Raw genomic sequence first — 25,097 nt, forward strand, 5'->3', positions numbered from 1 at the left:
GCGCGTGACGCCTTCGAAGGCTTCGCGAGAAAGCGCAATCTGCTTGAACAGCCGGAAGCGGCAATCCCATGGATGACTAGCAAAGTCTCGAGCGGCGGTAGAATTCCGATGTGAGGCGTGCCATGCACTGGTATTTTCTAATTGAGGGCACAATCCTCGTTGCGCTGCTCTGGGTCATATCAATGCTTTTCTGGGATACCAGACGAAAACAATGAACATAGACCCCGGCTCGTTCCGGGGTTTTTCTTGAGGATTTTGTCGTCAAAGGGTTGTCCGCAAAACTGGCAAGGGCCATTACCGCCTGATCTTCTCCAAGACAAAGGTAATTCACCAAATGTTAGTAAGATGGTCCGGTTTCGGAATGGTTTCGGTTTTCGTCCTGATCGCAGGGATGCTGGGAGCGACTTACCTATTGAGACCGTATTTCATGCAGAGCATGGCGCTTCATCCAGCGGCATATGTCGCAAACGGTATCGGTCTAGTTGTCGGCGCAGTCGCAAACCTCTTCGTGGCTGCAGTTTTCAAGAAGATTTCAGCGGACACGTATCACAGCTTTATGGGTATCAGCATGATTGGATGGTCTGTGATCGGCGCCATTGGTGGAGCTGCTCTCGCAGCTTACGGCTGGACACTGTGAATGCCGCGTCTCAACGATTGCATCTTTGCAAGTTTGTGAGATGATGAAGTGGTGCGGTTGAAGCCCCCGCTTCAACTACGCACAGCCTCGGCAAGCCCCCCGCCGAGGTTTTTTATTGGCAAAGAAAAAGCCGCCTTAGTGGGTGGCGCGGTGTGCCGAGTTATCGATATCGTTATTCGGGCCATTCAAACGCGGGCAATTCGGCAAGAAAGTCTCCCGAACTCGGTTGTTCGCGCTGTCCGCTCTTTACCTTTTCGAGTTCGCCAAGCGAGTAGGTCCATATCTGATCACGCCAGACGACGAACGCCTGTGCTTCAGCGGCCCATTCAGGAACAGTCGAGTTGACATAACTTGCGAGTGAGTTGCCGTCGTCATATTGCCGCTCGTTGGCCGTCCGGTCGATCATGGATTGGATCGCGGCGCGGTAGGAGTTAACAATCGCGGCTATCGCATCCGCCTGTTTCATTTCAGGCGTGATCACAAGTGATTTATTCAACGGCATGTTCTGCCTCCGTATTACGGGCTTCTGGCAGGGCAATCTCACCACAGTTTTGAATTTCAAATCACTTGCGCTTCATTTTTTGAGCGGCCACTTAGGTTCATAGAAACTGTTACAACCAAGGAGCCTGAAATGACTTACGAGACGCGAGAACAATTGTGCGAAGTTTTGAGCCTTATCCATGATATAGCCGCCGAAGCAGGGACACACGAAGGCATCCCTGCCAATGTTGACCAAGCTCTCGACAAGATCGCCTCATTGGCCCGATATGAGATGAACGTGATGAGCGAGAAATCACTGCCCACCAAATGAAAAAACCCCGCTCGATGGCGGGGCTGAATATTGATCGCTTATTTAGACAGATGCGCTATCCTGATGGAAACAGGAGGGCAGCAATGTATCAGATCAAGGTATTGGAACTTCTCGAAGACGGTACGTCACGGCCATATGAGTTCACCGAAATGGAAACCGCGCAAGAGTTCGTCCGACACGCCACCTTTGACCTGAAGGTCTGGATAGAAAGGTACGGAATATTCGACCGCGATGACTTCTTGAAGCTCCGGTCTATGCCGCAGGATGAAGCCATCCCGTTTTAGTTCCGCCGGCTCTCTCCAATGAAAAAGCCGCCACCCGAAGGCGACGGCTGAAGCATGCGCGGCACTCTCTCCACCCGTCACCAATTTACCGTAGGTTGCGGGCCGGTGGCCTTCCCTTGGCCCATGCACGGACTCGAACCGTGGGCTTCCGACTGCTCGTTGAGGCATTGCCTCGAATATTCAGGGCTGGGGCTTCCCCACTCCGCGCCGTAGACCGGTATGATGACCCGTTCCGCGCCCTGCTATCAGGCTTGTGACCCTCGGCATTCTGTAGAGGCGTCATTGCCTGCCGGCTATCGTTGTCCCTCGCACCCGATTTGCCGGAAACGGTATGGAGGTAAGCCGGGGCCGACCCCCAGCGCTGGAAACAGTCAGCTTTGATAAGGGAGATCAGGCAATTGCTCCCGGACGTATTTCGATGTTTCCATCCAGCATATCGACCCGCGCTGTTTTGGTGCCGACAGTAGGATTTGAACCCACAGCCTCCGGTTTACAAAACCATTGCCCTACCGTTGAGCTATATCGCCGTATTTGGCGCTGTGGGAGGATTTGCACCTCCCGGCAACCGGTTGGACATTCGGTCGCCTGCTACTTGCACCCGCATATTGGTGCCCATCCGCTATGCAGCGGGTTTCATTTTCTCATGAAGAGAAGGGATGTTCTTGGGCTTGGCGTCCGGCGCTCTCCAGTGTGTCGCGCACTTCTCGGACGATACCGTTTGTTGATGTGAGTTATCGTCGTTTTCGGACACGCTGTCTAGCTCGACTGTCAACCGAACTTGATACAATCGGTTGAGATTGTTCGCAATTACTTGGGTTAATTGATCAATTTTCCTTCTCATTTGTCGGTCATTCATCATATTTTCTAATGCAAATCGGCTAAGCTTCATGCCTTTTCGGGCTTTCACATATGCCCAGCCGTACAGAAGCTTGCGGTCTTCGGATTGTAGGATTGCTTCAAGCTTGCTGTGGGAAACGGCCCCTGCATTATGCGAAGACGACAGGCTTTTAGAGCGCATCCCGAAAAGTGTGAAACCGTTTTCGGATGCGCGTTAGAACAAGTATTTAGAGCGTCGATCTGATCCAATCAGATCGAAACACGCACTAACGCGCTTCCCGTTGCGGAATCAAAAATGCGGCCCCGAAAGCCGCATTTTTGATACTTGTCAGATTTTAATACCAGCCGACGGCCACCTGAGCCTCTTCGGACATACGGTCTGGCGTCCATGGCGGATCGAATGTCATCGTGACTTCAACCATTGAAACGCCCTCAACTGCACTAACCGCGTTCTCGACCCAGCCTGGCATTTCACCTGCAACCGGGCAGCCAGGAGCTGTCAGCGTCATCTCGATCTTCACAGTGCGATCGTCTTCGATATCAATTTTGTAGACGAGGCCGAGTTCATAGATATCGGCCGGAATCTCCGGGTCATAAACCGTCTTCAAGGCCGCGATGATGTCGTCCGTCATGCGCAGGAGAACTTCCTGAGGAATGGCAGAAGCGGAGAATACCGAATTGCCTTCGGCCTTCTCGCTGCCCTCGACATGCGCGGTATCGGCTTTGTCCTGAACTTTCTGTTCCATATCGGTCATCCGAAAAATTTCCTTGCCTTTTCCAAGGCTTCCGCCAATGCATCCACTTCAGCACGGGTATTATACAGGGCGAAGGATGCACGGCATGTAGAGGTAACGCCGAAGCGTTTCAAGAGCGGCTGCGCGCAATGTGTTCCGGCTCGTACCGCAACCCCCGCCCGGTCGATCACCATCGATACGTCATGCGCGTGAATTCCTTCAAGCGCAAACGAAATGATGGCTCCCTTGTCCGGTGCATTGCCAAAAATACGCAATGAGTTGATCCGACCAAGCTGCTCATGAGCATAATCACGTAAATCCTCCTCATGAGCGAGGATCGCATGACGGCCGATCTTTTCCATATATTCAAGCGCAGCGCCAAGACCAATGGCTTGAACGATGGGCGGCGTACCCGCTTCGAAGCGATGAGGTGGGTGGTTGTAGGTGACGTTTTCTTCCGTCACTTCCTCAATCATTTCGCCGCCGCCTTGGAAAGGACGCATCTTCTCAAGCATTTCCGAACAACCATAGAGGACGCCGATGCCGGATGGTCCGTAAACCTTGTGGCCGGTAAAGACATACCAGTCGCAGCCGAGATCTTGCACGTCGACAGGCAGGTGCACAGCGCCCTGACTGCCATCAACCAAAACCGGAATGCCGCGTGCATGGGCTAGTTCCACGATCTTCTTGATCGGTGTAACGGTCCCGAGCGCATTCGACATATGCGTGATGGCGACGAGCTTGGTACGCTCAGTCAGACGTTTTTCAAATTCCTCGATATGGAAGATGCCTTCGTCATCCACCGGTGTGAAGACCAGTTTTGCACCCTGTCTTTCACGAATGAAATGCCACGGCACGATGTTGGAGTGATGCTCCATGATCGATAGCAGGATTTCATCACCCTCACCGATATTCGGCATGCCATAGCCATAGGCGACCGTGTTGATGGCTTCGGTCGCATTCTTCGTGAAGACAATTTCGTCCACCGAACCGGCATTCAGAAAGCGCCGTACCGTTTCGCGCGACTTTTCATAGGCATCCGTTGCCGCATTCGACAAAAAATGCAGGCCACGATGAACATTGGCATATTCGTTGGAATAAGCGTGCGTCACAGCGTCGATGACACTCTGAGGCTTTTGCGCCGATGCACCATTGTCGAGATAGATCAGTGGCTTGCCGTGTACTTCTCTCGAAAGGATCGGAAAGTCCCGGCGGATCGCCTCGACGTCATAGCGCGCTATAAGCGGATTCTTCTGGTCCATGATCGTTCCTCTTGCCGTTTCGGCAGGAAAAGGCAGAGCGTACACCTGCACACTCTGCCTTAATCAATCAGGCGTGGGTGGCGAGCCAGTTGGACAGCATTTCTTCCAGTGCCTCAACCAGCGTTTCGTCTTCCAGCTCTTCGATAATCTCGGCGATGAATGCCTTGATCAGCAGGCCACGTGCCTCGTTTTCCGGAATGCCGCGGGCCATCAGATAAAACAGATAGTCCCTCGACAATTCGGCAACCGTCGCACCGTGACCGCAGGCCACGTCATCGGCAAAGATTTCGAGTTCGGGCTTGGCATCGAACTCGCCATCATCCGAAAGCAGCAGCGTGTTGCAGGCCATGCGAGCGTCGGTCTTCTGGGCGATCTGCGCAACGCGGATCATGCCCTGGAAAACGCCACGCGCACGGTCCTTGACCACGTTGCGAATGATCTGGGTCGAACGCGTATTTTCCACCAGATGGCCAACCGTCATGGTGATATCGGTGTGCGTGTCGTCGGCCAGAAGATTAAGGCCGCGAAGCTCGAAGTCGGAGTCCTCACCCGTCACATTGACGTGCACTTCCTGACGAACCAGCTTGCCGCCCGCATTGACGATATAGAGCGTAAGCTTGGAGCCCTTGCCAATCGTTGCATTGAACTGCGAAAGCTGCGTTGCCTGACCAAAATCACGCAGGATGATCCAGAGGATTTCAGCGCCGTCGCCAACGGTTACGTGATTGACAGAGGTGGAGAAGGCATCGCTCTCGCCGCCATTCTGGCGCTCCACGATGGTGCCCTTGACGTTCGCACCGATGCGAACAGGGAAACGCGTGTGTCCCTGTCCGGCCCTCTGGATGTTCTGGAGCTCCAATGGCGCTTCCAGTTCGGTGTCATCGGCAATCGAAACCATCCAACCATCGCTGACATAGGCGGCATTGATCTGGCCGATCGTATCGTCGAAACCGCGCGACCGAAGCTGGGTGACGAGCGAACCGTCAGCCAACGCCTCGCGAACCGGGGTCAGCGACACGCCTTCAGGCGCTTTTGCGGTAAGAGCTACGCCATTGCTTGCGGCAGCGACGGACGACCCGGCAATGAGCGCAGGCAATGCTTGTGTTCCAGCAGCAGCGTCGAACGGCGCCACACCCTTCAGAAGCGTTCGGAAATCCGTATAATGCCAGCTTTCGACGCGGCGGGACGGAATGCCATTCTCCTTGAGTGTTTCAAGCGCCGCATCACGTGCAACGACAACATCACCATTGCCCGGCAGGTCACCCATGCGGTCGGCAAAACTGTCGATCAGCGCGCTTTCAGCGGGTGTTCTCGGCTTGGTAGCCGGGGCGGTCTGGATATTCATGATCCATTCCTCCTCAGGCTGCTTCGCCGATTACTTCGGCATAACCGTTTTCTTCCAGATGCAGTGCGAGGCTCTTGTCGCCGGACTTGATAACCTGCCCCTTGTAAAGCACGTGCACGCTATCGGGAACGATGTATTCGAGCAGACGCTGATAGTGGGTGATGACGATCACGGCACGATCTGGCGAACGCAGTGCGTTCACGCCTTCCGATACAATCTTCAGCGCGTCGATGTCGAGGCCGGAGTCGGTTTCGTCGAGCACGCAGAGACTTGGTTCCAGAAGCTGCATTTGAAGAATTTCAGCGCGCTTCTTTTCGCCGCCCGAAAAGCCGACATTGAGCGGACGTTTCAGCATGTTCATATCAATGCTGAGCTGGCCGGCGGCGTCCTTCACGCGCTTGATGAATTCCGGAATCTTCAGTTCCGGCTCGCCGCGCGCCTTGCGCTGACTGTTCATCGCAACCTTCAGGAATTCCATCGTAGCAACGCCCGGAATTTCCATCGGATACTGGAAAGCAAGGAAAATGCCCTTGGCGGCGCGTTCAGCCGGGTCGAGTTCGAGGATCGACTCGCCATTATAAAGAATGTCGCCTTCCGTCACTTCATAATCCTCGCGACCGGCGAGGATGTAGGAAAGCGTCGACTTGCCCGAACCGTTCGGACCCATGATCGCAGCAACTTCACCCTTGTTCACTGTGAGGTTCAGGCCACGGATGATCTCGGTATCCGTGTCGGCGATCTTTGCATGGAGGTTCTTGATCTCAAGCATGAATGTAAACCTTGTTCTAATGCCAGGAAAAGGCTGGCCAGAAAATCTGATGCGAGATGGAAGGAGCGCGTCGGTTAACCGACGCTGCCCTCAAGCGAAATGCCGATAAGCTTCTGGGCTTCGACGGCGAATTCCATCGGCAGTTCCTGAATGACTTCCTTCACGAAGCCATTGACGATGAGAGCAATTGCCTCCTCCTCCGGAATGCCGCGCTGCATCACATAGAACAGCTGATCTTCCGAAATCTTGGAGGTGGTTGCCTCGTGTTCGAACTGCGCCGTCGCGTTTTTCGCCTCGATATACGGCACCGTATGCGCGCCGCAATCGTTGCCGATCAGGAGCGAGTCGCACTGGGTGAAGTTACGGGCATTTTCGGCCTTGCGATGGGCAGAAACCTGTCCGCGATAGGTGTTGTTCGACTTGCCAGCCGAGATCCCCTTGGAGATGATGCGGCTCGACGTGTTCTTGCCGAGGTGCAGCATCTTGGTGCCCGAGTCGATCTGCTGATAACCGTTCGACACAGCAATCGAGTAGAACTCACCGCGTGAATTGTCGCCGCGCAGAATGCAGGACGGGTATTTCCAGGTGATGGCGGAGCCGGTTTCAACCTGTGTCCAGGAGATCTTGGAATTGTCGCCACGGCAATCGCCACGCTTGGTGACGAAGTTGTAGATACCGCCCTTGCCGCTGCTGTCGCCCGGATACCAGTTCTGGACCGTCGAGTATTTGATTTCGGCGTTTTCGAGCGCAATCAGCTCAACGACAGCCGCGTGCAGCTGATTTTCATCGCGCTGCGGTGCGGTGCAACCTTCCAGATAGGAAACATACGCGCCTTCATCAGCGATGATGAGCGTACGTTCGAACTGGCCGGTGTTCTTTTCGTTGATGCGGAAATAGGTCGAAAGCTCCATTGGGCAACGAACGCCCTTTGGAACATAGACAAACGAACCATCGGTGAAGACAGCCGAATTCAGCGTCGCGTAATAGTTGTCCGAAACAGGAACCACTGAAGCCAGATACTTCTGCACCAGTTCAGGATGTTCGCGGATCGCTTCCGAAATCGAACAGAAGATTACACCAGCTTTGGCAAGTTCTTCCTTGAAGGTCGTAACCACCGACACACTGTCGAACACGGCATCAACGGCAACGCGGCCGGACGCATAGACATTGTCGGAAGGATTTCCATCGATTTCGCTCGGCTCACCCTGCTTGCGGACGCCAGCAAGGATTTCCTGCTCGCGCAACGGAATGCCAAGCTTTTCGTATGTCTTCAGCAACTCCGGATCGACTTCATCAAGCGATTTCGGGCCGGACTGGTTTTTCGGCGCTGCATAATAATAGGCGTCCTGAAAATCGATCTTCGGATAATCGACGCGCGCCCATGTCGGCTCTTCCATGGTGAGCCAGCGTTCATAGGCTTTCAGACGCCATTCCAGCATCCATTCCGGCTCGTTCTTCTTGGCGGAAATGAAGCGAATGATATCTTCGTTGAGGCCCTTGGGAGCCTTCTCGGCTTCGATCATCGTCTCGAAGCCATACTTGTACTGGTCCACGTCAAGGCCGCGGACCTGATCAATGGTCTCCTGCACTGCAGGCATTGGCGTTCTCCATCCTCGTCGGGGTCAAGGCCCGACAGTTGCAAACGTCAAGGTGATATGTCTTGAACAATACCGCCTCAATATAGTGTGCGTGGCCCTTCTTTAAAACCTCTCTAAACTGAATTTCAAGCACCGGGTTCAAATTTGCCCTTAAAAATGCCGATTAAAACGATCAACTTAATGAAACAGCCCGGTGAAACGGCAATTGCAGGCGGCACATCCCGGCTTTGGTGCCTTGATTTCTTTTAAAAAATTGGAATTTCCGGACGAGCGATCAGAATCATACCTGCCCCTTGCCGTGTACATGTAGGAACATAGATAGCTAAAGGAAAGGGAGACCATGATGAGCACCCAAAATCTGCAGGACTATGTAAAATTTCTCGAACAGCAGGTGAATGATGAGGGCCGCACCATCGAGCAGCTGAAATTTTTTCAGGACGCCCACAACAAGTTCAATATTTCAAATGCCAGCGCTTCCGACGATATCGCAGCAGATATCGCCAAACGGGAAGAATTCAAAACGCGCTACGAGGGCTATATCGCTGCTGCAAAGCAGAAGCTCGGCCTCGATTTTTGAATTACAATCACACCTTCTTGGCGCGGCGCTCGATAATTTTGCGGAACACATTGAGAAACGCGTCGACTTGATCGGGCGTTGCTGTTGGCTCAAGCGACACGCGGATCGCTCCGAGACTGTCCCCATGTCCCATGGCTGACAGCACATGGCTGGGACCGACTTTTCCAGATGAGCAGGCCGAGCCTGCCGAGAGAGCAATTCCGCCGAGATCAAAGGCGATCTGCACGGTTTCCGCCTTTTGCTCCTCAAGGGAAAAGAACGTCGTATTGGGCAATCTGCCAACCGACTTTCCGTATATCACCGCATCCGGGGCTATGGCTTCAAGTCCGGCTTCCAACTTGTCCCGCATCGCCGGGGACCAGCCATCATCGTCCAGTCGCGCTTTGGCAATATCAGCCGCAGCACCGAAACCTGCAATCAGCGGCAGAGCCTCAGTTCCTGCTCTATGCCCCTTCTCCTGACCACCACCGCGAACAAGCGCGCGCGGCATCATGAGATCGGAAATAGCGATAATTGCACCGACACCTTTGGGCCCACCAATCTTGTGTGAGGAGATTATGAGGTAATCTCCACAATTATCTGAAATATCTAACTTAATGCGCCCTGCGGCCTGGACAGCATCGATGATATAAATGCCGCCTGCTGCCTTCACGATAGCGGCAATTTCCGCAATCGGCTGGATGATGCCGGTTTCATTATTGGCAGCCTGGATCGCCACGAGCGGCAGCCCCTGGCTTTTATCGTGACCGGCGAGAGCTGTTTTCAGGTCATCAAGTTTTATGATGCCATTTACGTCAACCGGCAAAACGGTGACATCCTGCACTGCAAACTGCCCCCCGGACAGCATGCAAGGGTGTTCCGTATCACTCACGTAAAGATGTGACAGGCGGACCGGTGAACGCCCCATCATGTAATTGGGTGTTAGCAGCGTCGATGCGGCTTCCGTTGCTCCAGATGTAAAGAAAACATGGTCTGGCCTGGCATTGACGAGCGCTGCCACGCTGCGCCGTGCTGCTTCAACGAGGGCGCGCGCGGCGCGGCCCTCACGATGCACGGAGGATGGATTGCCAGGAATGCCAAGAGCATAGATGACTGCATCCCGTGCTTCATCAAGCAACGGAGCACTGGCATTATAATCCAGATAGAGCCTCTTGCCGCTCCCGCTCACCGTACCTATCTCCTAAACAAAATTCTGGAAGCGCAATTTTCTTGAATTTTCAATCAAGAAAAGCCTATTAAGCCCCCATAGGAACTGAAACTCGCTTTCAGTCTGTCGAAATTTCAAACCGGTTCTAGAAGCGGCGTCCAACAACGTCAAGTTTCGTCGCCCCAGTCCGGTCTTCCCGTTACGAGCGGAGTACACATGCCAGAAGTTATTTTCAACGGCCCTGCCGGACGCCTCGAAGGTCGCTATCAGCCTTCCAAAGAAAAGAATGCTCCGATCGCGCTTATCCTTCATCCCCATCCGCAGTTCGGCGGAACGATGAACAACAAGATCGTTTATGATCTTTTCTACATGTTCCAGCAGCGCGGCTTTACCACGCTGCGCTTCAATTTCCGCGGCATAGGCCGCAGCCAAGGTGAATTCGACCATGGCGCAGGTGAATTATCGGATGCTGCAAGTGCGCTCGACTGGGTGCAGGCGCTTCACCCTGACTCCAAGACGTGCTGGGTCGCCGGCTATTCGTTCGGTTCATGGATCGGGATGCAGTTGCTGATGCGTCGCCCGGAAATCGAAGGCTTCATTTCCGTTGCGCCGCAGCCGAACACCTACGATTTCTCCTTCTTGGCACCCTGCCCTTCGTCCGGTCTCATCATCCATGGCGATCAGGACAAGGTTGCTCCGCCGAAGGACGTGCAGGCTCTGGTGGACAAGCTGAAGACCCAGAAGGGTATCACAATCACCCAGACCACGATCCCCGGCGCGAACCACTTCTTCGCCGGACAGGGCGACGAACTCATTGAGGATTGCGCCGAATATCTTGATCGCCGTCTGGCTGGCGAACTGGTTGAAGCGCGTCCGAAGCGCCTGCGTTAAGCCTTTACAAGAATTTCGCAAGTCGTTTTCCAGATTTGCAGCGTCTCATCCGGCGGGCCTCCCGCCGGATTTTTCATGCGATGCTATCATCGCAATCCAATGATTCGTTTTCTTCAATCGATCTCATGAGCGTGACATGCCGGTTTATGCCATCCTCGCTATTGCCATCGTGTCCGAGGTCATCGGAACGCTCAGCCTCAAAGCATCAGAAGGTTTCACACGACTGGGGCCGTCCCTGATCGTTGTCGTCGCTTACGGTCTCGCCTTTTACTTTCTCTCCATGACACTGAAGAGCATCCCTGTCGGAATCGCCTATGCGGTCTGGTCCGGGATCGGGGTCACGCTCGTTGCGCTGATCGGCTGGCTGGTGTTCGGCCAGAAGCTTGATCTTGCCGCAGTGCTTGGCATGGGATTGATTATTGCCGGTGTCATTGTGCTCAATCTGTTTTCAAACACCGCACAACACTGAGACTAACCAACGCCGGCTGCTTCCAATCGATGAAGCCAAATTACTGGTTCGCAACCCTCCAATTCGGGAGTTTCCTTGTTATTGGCGGTTGATTGGTGCTAAAGGCGGACTTATCACAGGGATGTAAGCAACCGCTTGCGACCAGTTTCAACTTCGCCTTATCAGTCAGGGAAAAGGAATGTCCGGTTTCAAATCCGATTTTCTTCGCACGCTTTCCGAGCGTGGCTTCATTCATCAGATTTCCGATGAAAGTGGCCTCGACGAATTGTTGGCCAAGGAAACCGTGACGGCCTATATCGGCTTCGATCCTACGGCTCCTAGCCTTCATGCAGGCGGCCTGATCCAGATCATGATGCTGCACTGGCTCCAGCAGACCGGGCACAAGCCAGTCGCACTGATGGGCGGCGGCACCGGCATGGTCGGCGATCCGTCCTTCAAGGACGAAGCCCGCAAGCTGATGACCGAAGATACGATTGCCGAAAACATTGCCGGTATCAAGCGTGTCTTCGCCAACTACCTTACCTTCGGTGACGGTGCGACCGATGCCCTTATGGTCAATAATGCCGACTGGCTGCGCAACATCAACTATCTGGAATTCCTGCGCGATGTAGGCCGTCATTTCTCGGTCAACCGCATGCTTTCGTTCGATTCGGTGAAGACGCGCCTTGATCGTGAGCAGTCGCTGTCATTCCTCGAATTCAACTACATGATCCTGCAGGCCTACGATTTCGTAGAACTGAGCAAGCGCTACGATCTGCGTCTGCAGATGGGCGGCTCGGATCAGTGGGGCAACATCATCAACGGTATCGATCTCGGTCACCGTATGGGAACCCCCCAGCTTTATGCCCTCACCTCGCCGCTGCTGACGACAGCATCCGGCCAGAAGATGGGCAAGTCGCTTGGCGGTGCTATCTGGCTGAACGCGGATATGCTGAGCGCCTATGACTTCTGGCAGTACTGGCGCAACACGGAAGATGCCGATGTCGAGCGGTTCCTGAAGCTTTACACGACGCTTCCGCTGGACGAAGTCGCCAAGCTGGCCGCACTTGAAGGCGTCGAAATCAATGAAGCGAAGAAAATCCTCGCAACGGAAGTAACGGCTATGCTTCATGGTCGTGACGCAGCCGAGGAAGCCGCAGAAACGGCTCGCAAGACCTTTGAGGATGGCGAATTGTCGGAAAATCTCCCGACAGTCGGCGTTCACAAGGCGACGCTGAACAGCGGCATCGGTGTGCTGGCATTGATGGTTCTGGCCGAACTTTGCAGCACCAATGGCGAAGCCCGCCGTCATGTCGAAGGTGGCGCCGTGCGCATCAATGACGAACCTGTCAGCGATCCTCGTATGACCATCGATGCGACTGCGTTGAATGATCAGGGCGTCATCAAGCTGTCGCTGGGCAAGAAGCGTCACGTGCTGATCCGTCCTGCATAAGCTGGACGACGATTGAACAAACAAAGCCGGGTCTTGCGCCCGGCTTTTTTGTATCAAAATTCGAAGATTGAGCGGAATATGCCCGGTGCGATGACGGAGATTGGATTGACGATCACCTGCGGCTGCTTGGCACTTCCCGCAAGCTTGTAGGTAATTCCGATCAGGCCGCGATCACGGCCGTTGCCGAGCAACGCACCGACGATGGGCAGTTCACCAAACAACCGGTTGACGCCGTAGGCGGGCATGAATGTTCCGGTGATCGACATGTTGCCCTGCTTGTCATAAAGCGTTCCCTGGAAGGTCGTGCCGACAGTCGGCCCGCGCACCACGCCCTTGGACAGGTTCAGATAGCCATTGCCCTTTTCAATCAGCGAAAAGCCGCGCTCGATATCAACGCGCGAAACGTCGATATCGCGCTTTACAGCCTGACTGAGACTTGTCCCGCCGTTCGATGGCGAACTGGAAACGATTTTCGCAAGACGCGGTTCGTTGATGATCGCAAAGTTGCGCGCATCGATCTGGCCACGCAATGGGCCGTTGCCCTGTGCCGCGAGACCAACCGTGATCTTGCCGCCGCGCATCTTGTCATAGAAATCGAAGAAACGAAGAACCGCCCCCGCATCATTGGACTGCAACGAAATGGAGCGTGCATCGCCCTGATCGTTGTTCGTGGCAACAAAGGATTCACCTGACGACGTAACGGCATTGACCGAAACGCCCGAAACTTTGCTGCCCGCGCTTTCATAGGAAACAGCGACATTGCGCAGCGTTTCACTGTTAAAGCCGCTGACTTCATCAAGCTGGGCGCTCACCACCACGCGGGGATTGTTGGATTTACCCCCGGCGGCGCCCTTCTCGCCAAGATCGGAGACCTGCTTGATGAGCGCCCGTGCGTCGAACTGCGAGCCACGCACATTGACCCGATAGCCGCCTCCGCTTTTGGTCGCCTTGACTGCAAGATTATCGTTTCGGTTCAGACGTATCTCGCTGAAATTCGCCGATTGGAAATCACCCTTTGCAATGGAAAGATCACCCTTCGCGCCAAAGGCGTCGCCTGAAAAGACAAGATTGCTGATGTCCATCTTGCTCTTGTCGTCCGCGCTCTGGGCCAGGTCAAACGTCGCTTTTGCCGGAATGCCTGCGCCCTTGCGCCAGCCGAGCCAGGGGAGATCGATCTGTGTTTTGCCAAGATCGGCTGACACGTGGCGCTTGCCGCCATTCTCCATGCCGAGATCAACCGACATAGGACCGGAGAAGATGGAATTAAGACCCGGAAAGACCGCGTTGCGGGTTTTGTCGTCGATATCCAGCTTGACCTTCTGCTCGCGTTTGACCGGTCCAGAACGGTCTACCGGTTCGACCATACTGACCTTCGCAGGAACGCCATCCAGCTTCGCATCGGCAGTAATAATGGCGGCCGACTGATCCACCTTTATACTGCCTGTCGCATCGCTGACGGACGATCCCGCTATTGGCTTTGAAATGTCCAGACCGGTGAAGCCGATATCAGCGTTCCAGCGAAGCGTGCCGGGCGGCGGGTCTTTGGAAACGGCAAAACTCACCTTTACGCGCGATTTCACATCGCCCGTCACATCGCCGGGCAAAAACGGCACATTTTTCAGAACATCGATGGGCTTGTTTCCGGCAATTTCAGCAATAGCCGATGCCTCACCGGAGACACCCAGATCCAGTTCTGCAATCACGGGACGTTGCGGCCCCCAGGGGATTATCAGCGTACCGTCGGAAACGTCGACCTTACGATTGTTTGGTGTGTAAGCTACGCCATCCAGAAGCTTGATGGTCGTATAGGCTCCACGGACCGATATTTCGCCATCGGCATCCCGCACAGGCGGCAGTTCACCAACGACATCGAAGCGCGTATCGAAAACCTTGAAATCGGCCTTGATTTCATCACCCGTTAACGGTGGAGGAAGGCCCGGCCCGTTGAAGCGACCGCCCGCGAGCGAAATATCGATGCGGCTGTCCTTCAGGGTTCCGCCGAAAAGGTTCTTCAACACCCATTCGCGTGCACCATCGGCAACATCGATCGGCCATAGATGCTTGGCATCGGCAACCGGCATTTTGGGAATGCGCAGCATGAAGATCATTTCCGGCGAACCGGCGCCGAATCCCATGCTTCCTTGACCGAACAGCTCCCCGGTTTCCGTCTGCACATCAAGATTGGCAAACTGGATGCGTTGCTGATCCGCCAGGTAACGCCCGGCTATCCGCGTTGCGAAGGACAGTGGCGGATCGGTCGATTCCGCAGGCATACTTGTCGCCGATGTCGTCAGAACCTCGAATCGATATGTCGGTCCGCCAGTGTTGTTTTCGGTGTCCGGTTCCGGACCAAACGCACCGTTGAACTGTGCCTGCATTCCGCCAAGTTGCAGTCGCGACGACTTGATCTCGATTTTACGGCTTCCCACCGTGTGTTCGAGATTGAGACGAATGCCACCGCGCACATCCTCCACTTTGCCGAGTTGCATATCTATGCCGTCAACGGCCAGTTCTGTCGCGAGACGTTCGGGCTTATCACCATCGGCCGCCGATCCCATCAGCGACAAGCGGGCTGATGCTTCCAGCTCAAAATGGGCCGGATTGACACGATTGCCGTTTATGACCGGCGCAACTTCTGGCGGAGACCCCAATGCAACAGGAATATCGCGGATATTCAGTTCAAAGCCGGCAAGACTGTTGTCACCTGAATGACGGTCGATCTTGCCATCCAGTGCAATTTTCTTGCCTTTCCAGACGACGCTACCGATAATTCCGATCTTCCCGCCATTTTCGACGAGGCGGGCTTGTTCGATGTCCAGAACCTGCTGTTCATCGCCGACCTTGAAAGCAACGGTACTGTTGAAAATGCCTATGACATGCGTGTCCTGGGCGCGCAAAAGCTCCAGACTGCGACGCATGGCAGCGAAAAGTTCACCTGAAACCGCATCAAAATCGAGAATGCCATGTTCGTCGTAGGGCAGAGATTTCCAGAATCCCGGCCCTTTCGTTTCCGGCATTTCAAAGGAAACGCCATCCACTTCTAGCTGGGCTACGCGCACCTTGCCCGTCAAAAGGGGCAGTGGCGCCAGCCCCAGGCGCACGGATTTGATTCCGCTGATTTCGACGCCCTGCTTCGGGTCGGAGATAGATACATCACGAGCTTCCAGCGCCACATGGCTATCCTGATCCAGCGACAGCGCCGCACTTCCGATGGAAGCGGAAGCACCTTCGCCGAGAATATGCGTCAGGCTTTTCTGTGCTTCATCACGCAGAAGATTGCTGTCGACACCGCTGCGAAGAATGACGAAACCGGCACCAACGACAAGAACCAGAAGAATGCAGATCGACAAAATCGCGTGGGAACAGCGCGATAGAATAGAACGGCTCGAACGCGCCGGGCCGGGCAAAAAGCCGTCCTCGCCATCGGCGGCGAGACGCTCGATTCTTTTCATCTCCCGCTTGCTGAAGCGGATCTTCTGAGGTTTCTCTGTCAACAACCCAGCCAGAAAAAGAGTGTCATTCCACACGACCCTTTAGAACTTACTTCATTAAGTGATCGTAATTACCTGTTTTATAATTACTTTCTACCTGTACCGCGCGCTTGAAGCGGCAGCCTTGCGCCTCTCAACCAGCATCACAATCACGCCAGCATCAATGGTTGCACAAGCCCTGCCTGAATGCGATAGCTCAGACTGTAACAGGTGGTTTCCATCCTAATCCATAAAAGAAAGGCGCAGATATGGCTCATCCCCAAGTTGGCGATCCGGCACCAGATTTCACTCTGCCGTCGGATGGCGGCGAAATCTCCCTTTCGTCCCTCAAAGGCAAGCCGGTCGTTATCTACTTCTATCCGAAAGACGATACTTCCGGCTGCACCAAGGAAGCGATTGCTTTCTCGCAATTGAAACCGGAGTTCGACAAGATCGGCACTCGCGTTATCGGTCTTTCCCCCGATAGTGCGACGAAGCATGCGAAATTCCGTAAGAAACATGACCTGACCGTCGATCTCGCAGCCGACGAAGATCGCGTGGCGCTCGAAGCCTATGGCGTGTGGGTCGAGAAGAGCATGTATGGCCGCAAATATATGGGCGTGGAACGCACGACATTCCTGATCGATGCAGAAGGACGCATCGCTCGTGTCTGGAACAAGGTCAAAGTCGACGGCCATGCTGAGGCAGTTCTGGAAGCTGCCCGCGCCCTTTGAACGATGTCAAACAAGCCTTCATACGAGCAAACGCTGCGCGGCAATGCCATCCGCGCCATATCCGCCGGTGATCTCGACGAAAAGGTCAGGCTGACGCGAGAAACCGCTACTCGCTGGTTCGGTCGCACGCTGTCGGTTCGCAGCCCCCTCGATCCGCCTTTGCCCGAGCGTCCCGGACGCCCCGAAAAGCCGGAGCTCTTACCTCCTCGTATGTTGAAAAAGCGGTCGCTCCACACGGAACACGGGCGCATCGCGCTGATGCACGCGCTCGCCCATATCGAACTGAACGCCATCGATCTTGCGCTCGACATCGTTGCCCGTTTTGCAGCCAAACAGATTCCGCGCAGTTTCTTCGATGGTTGGATGAAAGTTGCCGACGACGAAGCGCGGCATTTCACGCTGTTGCGTGATCGTCTCAAGTCGCTTGGCGCAGACTATGGCGACATGCCTGCTCATGACGGGCTTTGGCAATCGGCGCACCAGACCCGCAACAATCTGGAAGCTCGTCTCGCTGTCGTGCCGCTTATACTCGAGGCCCGTGGGCTGGATGTCACGCCGTCGCTGATCGAGAAGATGATCGAGACCGGCGACCGTGAGACCGCAGCAATTCTTGACGTCATCTACAATGACGAGAAAACCCATGTCGCTGTTGGCGCTAAATGGTTCCGTTTCTTCTGCGCCCGAAACAAAATCGATCCGGCAGCGAGATTTCGCGAACTGGTTCGCGCCAACTTCCGTGGCGAGCTCAAACCACCCTTCAATGAGCTGGCGCGCGCCGAGGCTGGACTGACGCCGTCCTTCTACCGCTCTTTGTCGCCGGTCTCCATCTAGCCGTTTCAAAACTCTTCGGTAAAAACAAACCTCATCGCATGGCCCGCGCAAGCCTCGAATGTAAAGGTCTGTTAACCCTAATAAGTTGTAATCAAGTAAGGGAATCGAGAAGGGGCATGCGGCTGGCATGACTGGGAATCAGGCGAAAACATCGACGAAAAAGGTGTTCGGGGAGCGCAAGGAACCGCCCGTCCTGATTATTGCGCGTGGCGAAAAGATCAGCCATTTCACATTTCGTCCATGGATGGCCGCTCTTGGAGGCGCTGCATTTCTGGCGCTTTCGGTGGGGTATCTCGGAGCAACAGCCTATCTGGTGCTTCGCGACGACCTCATGAGCGCCGGTATCGCACGTCATGCCCGCAACCAGCAGCTTTACGAAGATCGCATTTCAGCCCTTCGCACCGAGGTTGACCGCATTACCAGCCGGCAGATGCTCGATCAGCAGGTGATGGAGAACAAGGTTGCCGAACTGATGCAACGCCAGCAAACGCTGAGTGCACGCGACGGGAAACTTGCCCCCCTGCTGGAACGAGCTTCGCAACTGCAGCCGATGCCGGAAATGCCGACGGAAAAGGCACCCGATCTTGAGCAGCATAGCCAGCTTATCCCCGATGAAGCGCTGGCTGGACGCGAATTTCCGGGTGTCGATCCAATCATTACTGGGCCTGTTCCTGGAAAATCTCCTGCTGGAAAGCCTGACCGCCGCGCCGATGCTGGTTCCATCGGATTGCGTCTTTCGGGCGGACTTTCGGGTGAATCAACACTTGAGACTTCCGACAAGATATTGGCCACTATCACACAGAACCTTCATCGCATCGAAAGCGAGCAGAATGGCAAGGTGCGCGTTCTGGCTGACGCTGCTTATGAAAAGGCCGACAGCATTCTCGACACTTTGAACGCCGCCGGGCTGCGTATCGAAACGCCTGCCAATGCGGCTGTGGCCATGGGTGGGCCGCTTATCCCGGTTTCGTCACCCGGTATGGTCGTCAATGATTTCGACATGCAATTGCGCAACCTCGACAGCGCGCTTGATCGGCTTGATCAGGTGCGCAAACGGGTGAGCGCACTGCCCCTGGCCAACCCGGCTCCGGGCAAGCCCGTAACGAGCCTGTTCGGCGTGCGCCGCGATCCATTTCTAGGTACGGCTGCCTTTCACTCCGGTATCGACTTTCGCGCCGCCTACGGCCAGACGGTGAAGTCCACCGCAGCGGGTAAGGTCGTGAAGGCTGGTCGTTTCGGCGGTTATGGCAACATGGTCGAAATCGATCATGGTAATGGATTTTCGACCCGTTTCGCCCATCTGAGCAGCGTTCTGGTACGCGACGGTCAACAGGTTGCCGCCGGAACCATTGTCGGCGAGGCCGGCAGTTCGGGACGCTCGACCGGCAGTCATCTCCACTATGAAGTCCGAGAAAACGGTCGGGCGATCAACCCCGTCAATTTCCTCAAGGCAGGCAAACAGATAGAGCCATTGCTCTGATATCCTGAAACGAAAAAACCCGGCCTCTGGCCGGGTTTCGCTTTCTTGTACGCATGTTTGCGAATGATCAGTCGATATCGTCGATCATTTCACCGCCACCCTGAATACGGTGGGCCAGCGCGGCTTCCATGAATGGCGTAACGGAGCCATCCAGCACTTCCTGCGGGTTGGTGCTTTCAACGCCAGTGCGCAGATCCTTGACGAGCTGATAAGGCTGCAGGACGTAGGAGCGAATCTGGTGCCCCCAACCGATCTCGGTCTTGTTGGCGTTCGCCGCGTCCGTCGCTGCTTCGCGCTTTTTCAGTTCGTCTTCATAGAGGCGAGCGCGCAGCATAGACCATGCCTTTTCGCGGTTCTTGTGCTGCGAGCGCTCCGCCTGGCACTGCACCACGATCCCGGTCGCAATATGCGTGATACGCACTGCCGAGTCGGTGGTATTGACGTGCTGGCCACCGGCACCTGAAGCGCGGTAGGTATCGATACGAACATCCGCTTCCGTAACCTGCACATCGATATTGTCATCGATAACAGGATAGACCCAAATGCTGGCAAAGGACGTGTGGCGACGAGCGTTGGAATCATAGGGCGATATTCGCACGAGACGATGGACGCCCGATTCGGTCTTCATCATGCCGTATGAGTTGTGCCCCTTGACGAGAATGGTTGCAGACTTGATGCCCGCTTCTTCGCCTTCATGCACTTCCATCACTTCGACCTTGCGGCCGTTGCGCTCGGCCCAGCGTGTATACATGCGCAGGAGCATCGACGCCCAGTCCTGGCTTTCCGTACCACCAGCACCAGCGTGCACTTCGACATAGGTGTCGTTCGCGTCGGCTTCGCCCGACAGAAGCATATCGATCTGGCGACGGTCGATCTCTTCCTTCAGTTCGCGGATAGTTTTTTCCGCGTCCTGAATGATCGACTTGTCGTCCTCTTCTTCGCCCATGGCGATAAGTTCGATGCTGTCGTTCAGCGTCTGTGTCAGATGGTTGATGCCATTGATACTGTCTTCCAACTGCTGGCGCTCGCGCATCAGCTTCTGGGCTTCCTGGGCATCATTCCAAAGCGTAGGATCCTCGGCTCTCTGGTTGAGATAGCCGAGACGTTTTATCGCCTGATCCCAGTCAAAGATGCCTCCTCAGCAGGCTTATGGCCTGCTGGATTTCGTCAACCAGCGTCTCGATTTCCGCGCGCATGGGCAAATCGTTCCTTCAATATCATTCTGTTTATTTGAGAAGCTGAGCCTGCCGTTGAGAAGCTCAGACTTTCAGGCATGGACAGACAGTCCAAGCGCCGCGGACCATAGTGAGCACGCGGCGCGGTGTAAAGGGCAAAGCCCTGCTTTCCCGGTCAGTAAAGTCCGCCGGAACCCGAGTTGATCGCACGTGTTGCCTGCGGCGACTGCGGCGCAACCGGAGAACCCTCGCGGAAGGAATCCATGCCGATAACCGAATAGCTGTCCGATGGACCCGTACCCGGCTTGAAAGCTTCCATGATGACGTTCGGATCGCCGGGATTTGCACGCATGCCGGTCTTGCGGTTGATCGCGATGACCGTCATGCCTTCCGGAACGCGGAAATCCACTTTCGGCGTGCCAACCAGAGCCTGTTCCATGAAGGACTTGAACACAGGCGCTGCCAGACCACCGCCGGTATTGCCGCGACCGAGCGGCGTCGGCGTATCGTAGCCCATGAAGACACCAACCACGAGATCGGGGGTAAAGCCGACGAACCAGGCGTCCTTCTCATCGTTGGTCGTGCCGGTCTTGCCGGCCATCGGACGGTCGAGGCTCTTCAAAATCTGCGCTGTGCCGCGCTGAACGACGCCTTCCATCATCGAAGTAATCTGGTAGGCGGTCATAGGATCGAGCACCTGATCGCGATTGTCGATCAGCGTCGGCTCGTCCTGATTTGCCCAATCCTGCGCATTGCAGCCCTCACACTGGCGAGCATCGTGCTTGAACACGGTCTTGCCGTAGCGATCCTGAATACGGTCGATCATCGACGGGGTTATGCTCTGGCCGCCATTCGCCATGATGGAATAGGCCGTCACCATACGCAAAACAGTGGTTTCGCCAGCGCCGAGCGCCATTGAAAGAACCGGCAGCATCTTGTCGTAGATACCGAAGCGTTCGGCATATTCAGCCACCAGCTTCATGCCCATGTCCTGCGCGAGACGCACAGTCATAACGTTACGCGATTGTTCGATACCGTAGCGCAGCGTAGAAGGGCCGGAGAACTTGCCTGAATAATTCTTCGGTGCCCAAACGCCCAACGTGCCGCCCTGATTAACTTCCAGCGGACCATCAAGGACCACGGAAGCAGGCGTATAGCCATTATCGAGAGCCGCAGCATAGACGAACGGCTTGAACGACGAGCCGGGCTGACGATAGGCCTGCGTTGCGCGGTTGAATTCCGATTCCGCATAGGAGAAACCGCCAACCATGGCCAGAACACGGCCTGTATGCGGGTCCATGGCAACCAGTGCGCCTTCGAGCTTTGGCGGCTGCTGCAGACGGAAACGGGATTCGCCCGCCTTGGAGACGTAAACAATATCGCCAGCTTTCAGCACGCCTTCCGGCGATTTCGCACTGGTACGCTTGCCGCCGATATTTACGACGCGCATCGCCCACTTCATATCGTCCGCAGCGATGAATGCGCGCTTGCGCTCCTTGCTGCGCGAGCCTGATGCCTCAAGCGGCGGCTGCAGACCGATATCTGCGCCAGCGGCGGACACATTGAGCACGATGGCGAGCTGCCATTCCGGTACGTCCGCGTAAGACTGCATGTCACCGAATGCCGTACCCCAATCATTGCCGAGCTCGACATTCTTCATCGGGCCACGCCAGCCACGCGCCTCATCATAACGGAGCAGCGCCGCCTGCAAGGACTTGCGAGCTTCAACCTGCAAAGTCGGATTCAGCGTAGTACGGACTGAAAGGCCGCCTTCGTAAAGCGCATCGACGCCGTATTTCTGGATGATCTGGCGGCGCACTTCCTCGGTGAAATATTCAGATGCAAACACATAATGGGCGTCTGAACGTTCCTTCACACCGAGCGGTTGCTTCTTGGCTTCCGTTGCTTCTTCCGCAGTGATGTAGCCGTTTTCGTTCATCCGGTCGATCACCCAGTTGCGGCGCTCGATGGCGCGCTCTGGCTGACGGAATGGATGATAGTTGTTCGGGCCTTTTGGCAGAGCCGCAAGATAAGCGCTTTCCGCGATGGAGAGTTCGCCAACCGATTTGTCGAAATAGGTCAGTGCCGCGCTGGCGATACCGTATGACCCCAGACCGAAAAAGATTTCGTTGAGATAAAGCTCGAGAATACGGTCCTTTGAATAGGCCTGCTCGATGCGCATCGCCAGAATAGCTTCCTTGATCTTGCGATCATAGGTCTGCTTCGACGTCAGGAGGAAGTTCTTAGCGACCTGCTGCGTAATCGTGGATGCGCCAACCGGACGACGACCGGAGCCCAGATTCTTGACGTTCGTTAACATGGCGCGGGCGAGCCCCGCAAAATCGAGACCATGATGTTCGTAGAAGGTCTTGTCTTCGGCAGAAACGAACGCCGCTTTCACGCGATTGGGTACGGCCTGTATCGGCAGATACATGCGGCGTTCTCGCGCAAATTCCGCCATAAGACTACCATCCGAAGCGTGAACGCGCGTCATTACGGGCGGCTCGTATTTTGCGAGCACCTCGTAATCTGGCAAATCCTTCGTGAGACTTCCGACGGAAAGGGCGACGCCACCTGCCACGAGGAGCATTAGCACCGTTCCGATCCCGAAGAAATATCCGATAAGCCTTACCATAAATGCGGAATCCTGCCTTCAGATTATTCATATGATAAGGGTCAAAGCACAAACAGCCAACCCTTTAACCCAATTATGCCATATGGCAACCACTGGCTTAGTGACCAGCAAATGAGTCAAAGGCAAGATGGTTTACGTGTTTTTACCAATTTAACACGGTCACTTTTGTCTGCACGATGAAAATCCGCAAAACTGTTGCATGCATGCATCTTATAAGCTGGAGCGAATTTAAGGAGAATCTCCTTATTTCATTCCCCTACCCTTTGCTCATGCTTGCGGGATGTTTCAACGTTTCGAACGCCTTGATCGCAATCGCCAGACGGTCCGCAAGCTTTTTGCGCCACTCAGGATTGCTGATCAGCTTTTCATCCTCGGCGTTGGACAGATAGCCGATTTCGATCAGAACGGAGGGTACATCCGGCGCGCGCAGCACCTGAAAACCAGCAAAGCGATGCGGGTTATTGATGAGATTCACCTGCCCTTGCAGGGAATGAATCACCTTTTCAGCGAAGCTGAGCGAGAACGTATGCGTTTCGCGTCTCGTCAGGTCGAGAAGAATGTCGGTGACCTCAGGCTGCTCCTCTGGTGCCGCGCCTGCCAGGGTGTCAGACTTGTTTTCGCGCTCGGCCATGGCACGGGCGACAGAGTCCGACGCCTTGTCGGAGATGGTATAAACCGTCGCGCCACGAATATCATGCTGGTTAATCGTATCGGCATGGATGGATATGAACAGGTCCGCCTCATGCTGGCGGGCGATCCGCACGCGTTCTGAAAGACGCAGGTAAGTGTCGTCGTCGCGGGTCATCAGTACTTTGATGTTCTTGTCCTGCGCCAGACGATCCCGCAGCTCCTGTCCGAAAGCCAGTGTCAGGTCTTTTTCCTTGATACCGCTCAGGCTTTCCGCACCGCTGTCGATGCCGCCGTGACCGGGATCGATCATGACCGTGAACGAACGGGCCGCCTCATTCTGTGTAGATGCCTGAACGGGTTTTTCACTGCGATCCGTGGAACTTGTTATTTCCGCGTGGCCCTTCAGTTGGTCTGCAAACTCACGGTCCGAAGTCGCAACAATATCAGCCACAAGGCGATAGCCCGAGGCGCTTTCATTTTTCAGAACACGCAGATCCTCGACCTTGAACGGGCCGCTTAGTGTCAGGATGAGGCGTGAACGCCCTTTACCCACCAGTCCGTAACGAACCCGCGATACCAGTCCACGCGCTTCCAGACTCTTCTCATCAAAACCAAACCGTGTTTCAGGCAGGTCGACGACAAGGCGATGCGGATTATCGAGAAGCAAGGTCGATAGCTTTGGCTCGCGATCAAACATCACAACGATGCGCGTTCGCAGATCGTCGCCGGCCATCCGGAATGTCAGCGCTGATAATGGAGATGTCACGCGATCGGCTGCGGAAACGGATACAACCTGTAACAGCAAAACCGACAAGAGAGCAAACAATGCTAGAAGGCATCGCAAACTCGACAATCGTGTCATAGCGTTTTCAGCGCTTCGAAAATGCATCGGCTGCCACAATCAAAAATCTCATTGAATGACCGGTATCAAAAACCGCGATACCGGCACGCTCGCCCCTGCACCATCTCGCTCGAATACCCATTAAAACACTCGTACAGAACTATAATTAATGAAGGATTTCCAGCCGTATTTCGACCTTGAACAGGGCCTATACTCAGCTTTCGGCAAAATTGCGATGCGAATGTCAAATGATATTCGCACTTGTCATCGTTCAAACGACGCCATAAAAGCAATGAAAGGTTTTGGGTGAACTATCAGAATCGTTTGCCGGTTCTCAAAATGAACTGCAAGGAATGATAGTGAAAACAGCGGCATATTCATTCGCCGCCCCCGATAACCGTCACAGAATTCAGCGGAGATGTGGCTCCCCCGCCCTCCGTTTCTATCGGCCGACTGCGCATCATTACGCGCTGTCGCCAACGCTCGAAAAGAGCAATGAGGTCGGCCC

The 25,097-nt window shown here is 55.0% G+C and carries 21 protein-coding genes and 1 tRNA gene; 10 read left to right on the top strand and 12 right to left on the bottom strand.

Annotated elements, in window-relative coordinates:
- Positions 1-334: 334 nt before the first annotated feature.
- Positions 335-637, top strand: coding sequence for a hypothetical protein (locus tag HWX93_RS20175; RefSeq protein WP_235969159.1), 303 nt, complete (start codon positions 335-337; stop codon positions 635-637).
- 172 nt (positions 638-809) lie between these two features.
- Here the strand turns inward: HWX93_RS20175 and HWX93_RS20180 are convergent, their stop codons facing one another.
- Positions 810-1,139, bottom strand: a complete 330-nt coding sequence (locus tag HWX93_RS20180) for a hypothetical protein (RefSeq protein ID WP_109989912.1) — start codon at positions 1,137-1,139, stop codon at positions 810-812.
- A gap of 129 nt (positions 1,140-1,268) precedes the next feature.
- Between HWX93_RS20180 and HWX93_RS20185 the strand changes: the two genes are divergently transcribed.
- Together HWX93_RS20185 and HWX93_RS20190 are read left to right on the top strand one after the other, a co-directional pair.
- Positions 1,269-1,448 (top strand): hypothetical protein, encoded by a 180-nt coding sequence (locus HWX93_RS20185; protein WP_176038500.1) that lies wholly within the window; start codon positions 1,269-1,271, stop codon positions 1,446-1,448.
- 83 nt (positions 1,449-1,531) lie between these two features.
- Positions 1,532-1,732 carry a hypothetical protein gene (locus tag HWX93_RS20190; protein ID WP_146206480.1) on the top strand — a complete coding sequence of 67 codons (201 nt, stop codon included), beginning with the start codon at positions 1,532-1,534 and terminating at the stop codon, positions 1,730-1,732.
- 452 nt (positions 1,733-2,184) lie between these two features.
- On the opposite strand, the gene HWX93_RS20195 is transcribed toward HWX93_RS20190, so the two are convergent.
- The 6 genes from HWX93_RS20195 to sufB form a co-directional block, all read right to left on the bottom strand.
- Positions 2,185-2,259, bottom strand: a tRNA-Thr gene (locus tag HWX93_RS20195).
- A gap of 645 nt (positions 2,260-2,904) precedes the next feature.
- The gene (locus HWX93_RS20200; RefSeq protein ID WP_109987705.1) at positions 2,905-3,324 is read right to left on the bottom strand and encodes an SUF system Fe-S cluster assembly protein; all 420 of its coding nucleotides are present in this window, start codon (positions 3,322-3,324) and stop codon (positions 2,905-2,907) included.
- Entirely contained in the window at positions 3,321-4,565 is a 1,245-nt protein-coding gene (locus HWX93_RS20205; RefSeq protein ID WP_109987704.1) for a cysteine desulfurase, read from the bottom strand. Before HWX93_RS20205 ends, HWX93_RS20200 begins: the two co-directional genes overlap by 4 nt.
- Positions 4,566-4,632: 67 nt before the next feature.
- Complete coding sequence (sufD, locus tag HWX93_RS20210; protein ID WP_109987703.1) at positions 4,633-5,910, bottom strand: Fe-S cluster assembly protein SufD; 1,278 nt, start codon at positions 5,908-5,910, stop codon at positions 4,633-4,635.
- A 13-nt stretch (positions 5,911-5,923) separates the two neighbouring features.
- On the bottom strand, positions 5,924-6,679 hold the full coding sequence (sufC, locus tag HWX93_RS20215; RefSeq protein WP_109987702.1) for a Fe-S cluster assembly ATPase SufC: 756 nt from the start codon (positions 6,677-6,679) through the stop codon (positions 5,924-5,926).
- 74 nt (positions 6,680-6,753) lie between these two features.
- On the bottom strand, positions 6,754-8,277 hold the full coding sequence (gene sufB / locus HWX93_RS20220) for a Fe-S cluster assembly protein SufB (protein WP_176038501.1): 1,524 nt from the start codon (positions 8,275-8,277) through the stop codon (positions 6,754-6,756).
- 343 nt (positions 8,278-8,620) lie between these two features.
- Between sufB and HWX93_RS20225 the strand changes: the two genes are divergently transcribed.
- Entirely contained in the window at positions 8,621-8,854 is a 234-nt protein-coding gene (locus HWX93_RS20225) for a hypothetical protein (RefSeq protein ID WP_109987720.1), read from the top strand.
- A gap of 7 nt (positions 8,855-8,861) precedes the next feature.
- On the opposite strand, the gene HWX93_RS20230 is transcribed toward HWX93_RS20225, so the two are convergent.
- Positions 8,862-10,022 (bottom strand): cysteine desulfurase family protein, encoded by a 1,161-nt coding sequence (locus tag HWX93_RS20230; RefSeq protein ID WP_109987700.1) that lies wholly within the window; start codon positions 10,020-10,022, stop codon positions 8,862-8,864.
- A 195-nt stretch (positions 10,023-10,217) separates the two neighbouring features.
- Between HWX93_RS20230 and HWX93_RS20235 the strand changes: the two genes are divergently transcribed.
- The 3 genes from HWX93_RS20235 (at position 10,218) to tyrS (ending at position 12,793) form a co-directional block, all read left to right on the top strand.
- Positions 10,218-10,892, top strand: coding sequence for an alpha/beta hydrolase (locus HWX93_RS20235; RefSeq protein WP_061346388.1), 675 nt, complete (start codon positions 10,218-10,220; stop codon positions 10,890-10,892).
- Between the two features lie 136 nt (positions 10,893-11,028).
- Positions 11,029-11,361, top strand: a complete 333-nt coding sequence (locus tag HWX93_RS20240; RefSeq protein WP_010661279.1) for a DMT family transporter — start codon at positions 11,029-11,031, stop codon at positions 11,359-11,361.
- Positions 11,362-11,539: 178 nt separating this feature from the next.
- Positions 11,540-12,793, top strand: coding sequence for a tyrosine--tRNA ligase (gene tyrS / locus HWX93_RS20245; RefSeq protein ID WP_151557949.1), 1,254 nt, complete (start codon positions 11,540-11,542; stop codon positions 12,791-12,793).
- A gap of 53 nt (positions 12,794-12,846) precedes the next feature.
- Here the strand turns inward: tyrS and HWX93_RS20250 are convergent, their stop codons facing one another.
- Positions 12,847-16,245 carry an AsmA family protein gene (locus tag HWX93_RS20250; protein ID WP_151677512.1) on the bottom strand — a complete coding sequence of 1,133 codons (3,399 nt, stop codon included), beginning with the start codon at positions 16,243-16,245 and terminating at the stop codon, positions 12,847-12,849.
- 287 nt (positions 16,246-16,532) lie between these two features.
- On the opposite strand from HWX93_RS20250, the gene HWX93_RS20255 reads away from it, so the two are divergent.
- From HWX93_RS20255 to HWX93_RS20265, 3 genes are all read left to right on the top strand, one after another.
- On the top strand, positions 16,533-16,997 hold the full coding sequence (locus HWX93_RS20255; RefSeq protein ID WP_151557953.1) for a peroxiredoxin: 465 nt from the start codon (positions 16,533-16,535) through the stop codon (positions 16,995-16,997).
- 3 nt (positions 16,998-17,000) lie between these two features.
- Complete coding sequence (locus HWX93_RS20260) at positions 17,001-17,828, top strand: ferritin-like domain-containing protein (RefSeq protein WP_151557955.1); 828 nt, start codon at positions 17,001-17,003, stop codon at positions 17,826-17,828.
- A 127-nt stretch (positions 17,829-17,955) separates the two neighbouring features.
- Positions 17,956-19,308 carry a M23 family metallopeptidase gene (locus tag HWX93_RS20265; RefSeq protein ID WP_176038502.1) on the top strand — a complete coding sequence of 451 codons (1,353 nt, stop codon included), beginning with the start codon at positions 17,956-17,958 and terminating at the stop codon, positions 19,306-19,308.
- Between the two features lie 67 nt (positions 19,309-19,375).
- On the opposite strand, the gene prfB is transcribed toward HWX93_RS20265, so the two are convergent.
- The 3 genes from prfB to HWX93_RS20280 all read right to left on the bottom strand — a co-directional run bounded on the left by prfB (position 19,376) and on the right by HWX93_RS20280 (position 24,637).
- Positions 19,376-20,504 (bottom strand): peptide chain release factor 2 gene (prfB, locus tag HWX93_RS20270; protein WP_176038503.1). Its coding sequence is split into 2 segments (ribosomal slippage): positions 19,376-20,434 and positions 20,436-20,504, totalling 1,128 coding nucleotides; the frame shifts between segments, so codons are not numbered across the junction.
- A 154-nt stretch (positions 20,505-20,658) separates the two neighbouring features.
- Positions 20,659-23,118 carry a penicillin-binding protein 1A gene (locus HWX93_RS20275; protein ID WP_176038504.1) on the bottom strand — a complete coding sequence of 820 codons (2,460 nt, stop codon included), beginning with the start codon at positions 23,116-23,118 and terminating at the stop codon, positions 20,659-20,661.
- 256 nt (positions 23,119-23,374) lie between these two features.
- Complete coding sequence (locus HWX93_RS20280; RefSeq protein WP_412842149.1) at positions 23,375-24,637, bottom strand: N-acetylmuramoyl-L-alanine amidase; 1,263 nt, start codon at positions 24,635-24,637, stop codon at positions 23,375-23,377.
- Between the last annotated feature and the right edge of the window lie 460 nt (positions 24,638-25,097).

The organism is Brucella tritici (assembly GCF_902825325.1).
In the GTDB taxonomy this organism is placed as follows: Bacteria; Pseudomonadota; Alphaproteobacteria; order Rhizobiales; family Rhizobiaceae; genus Brucella.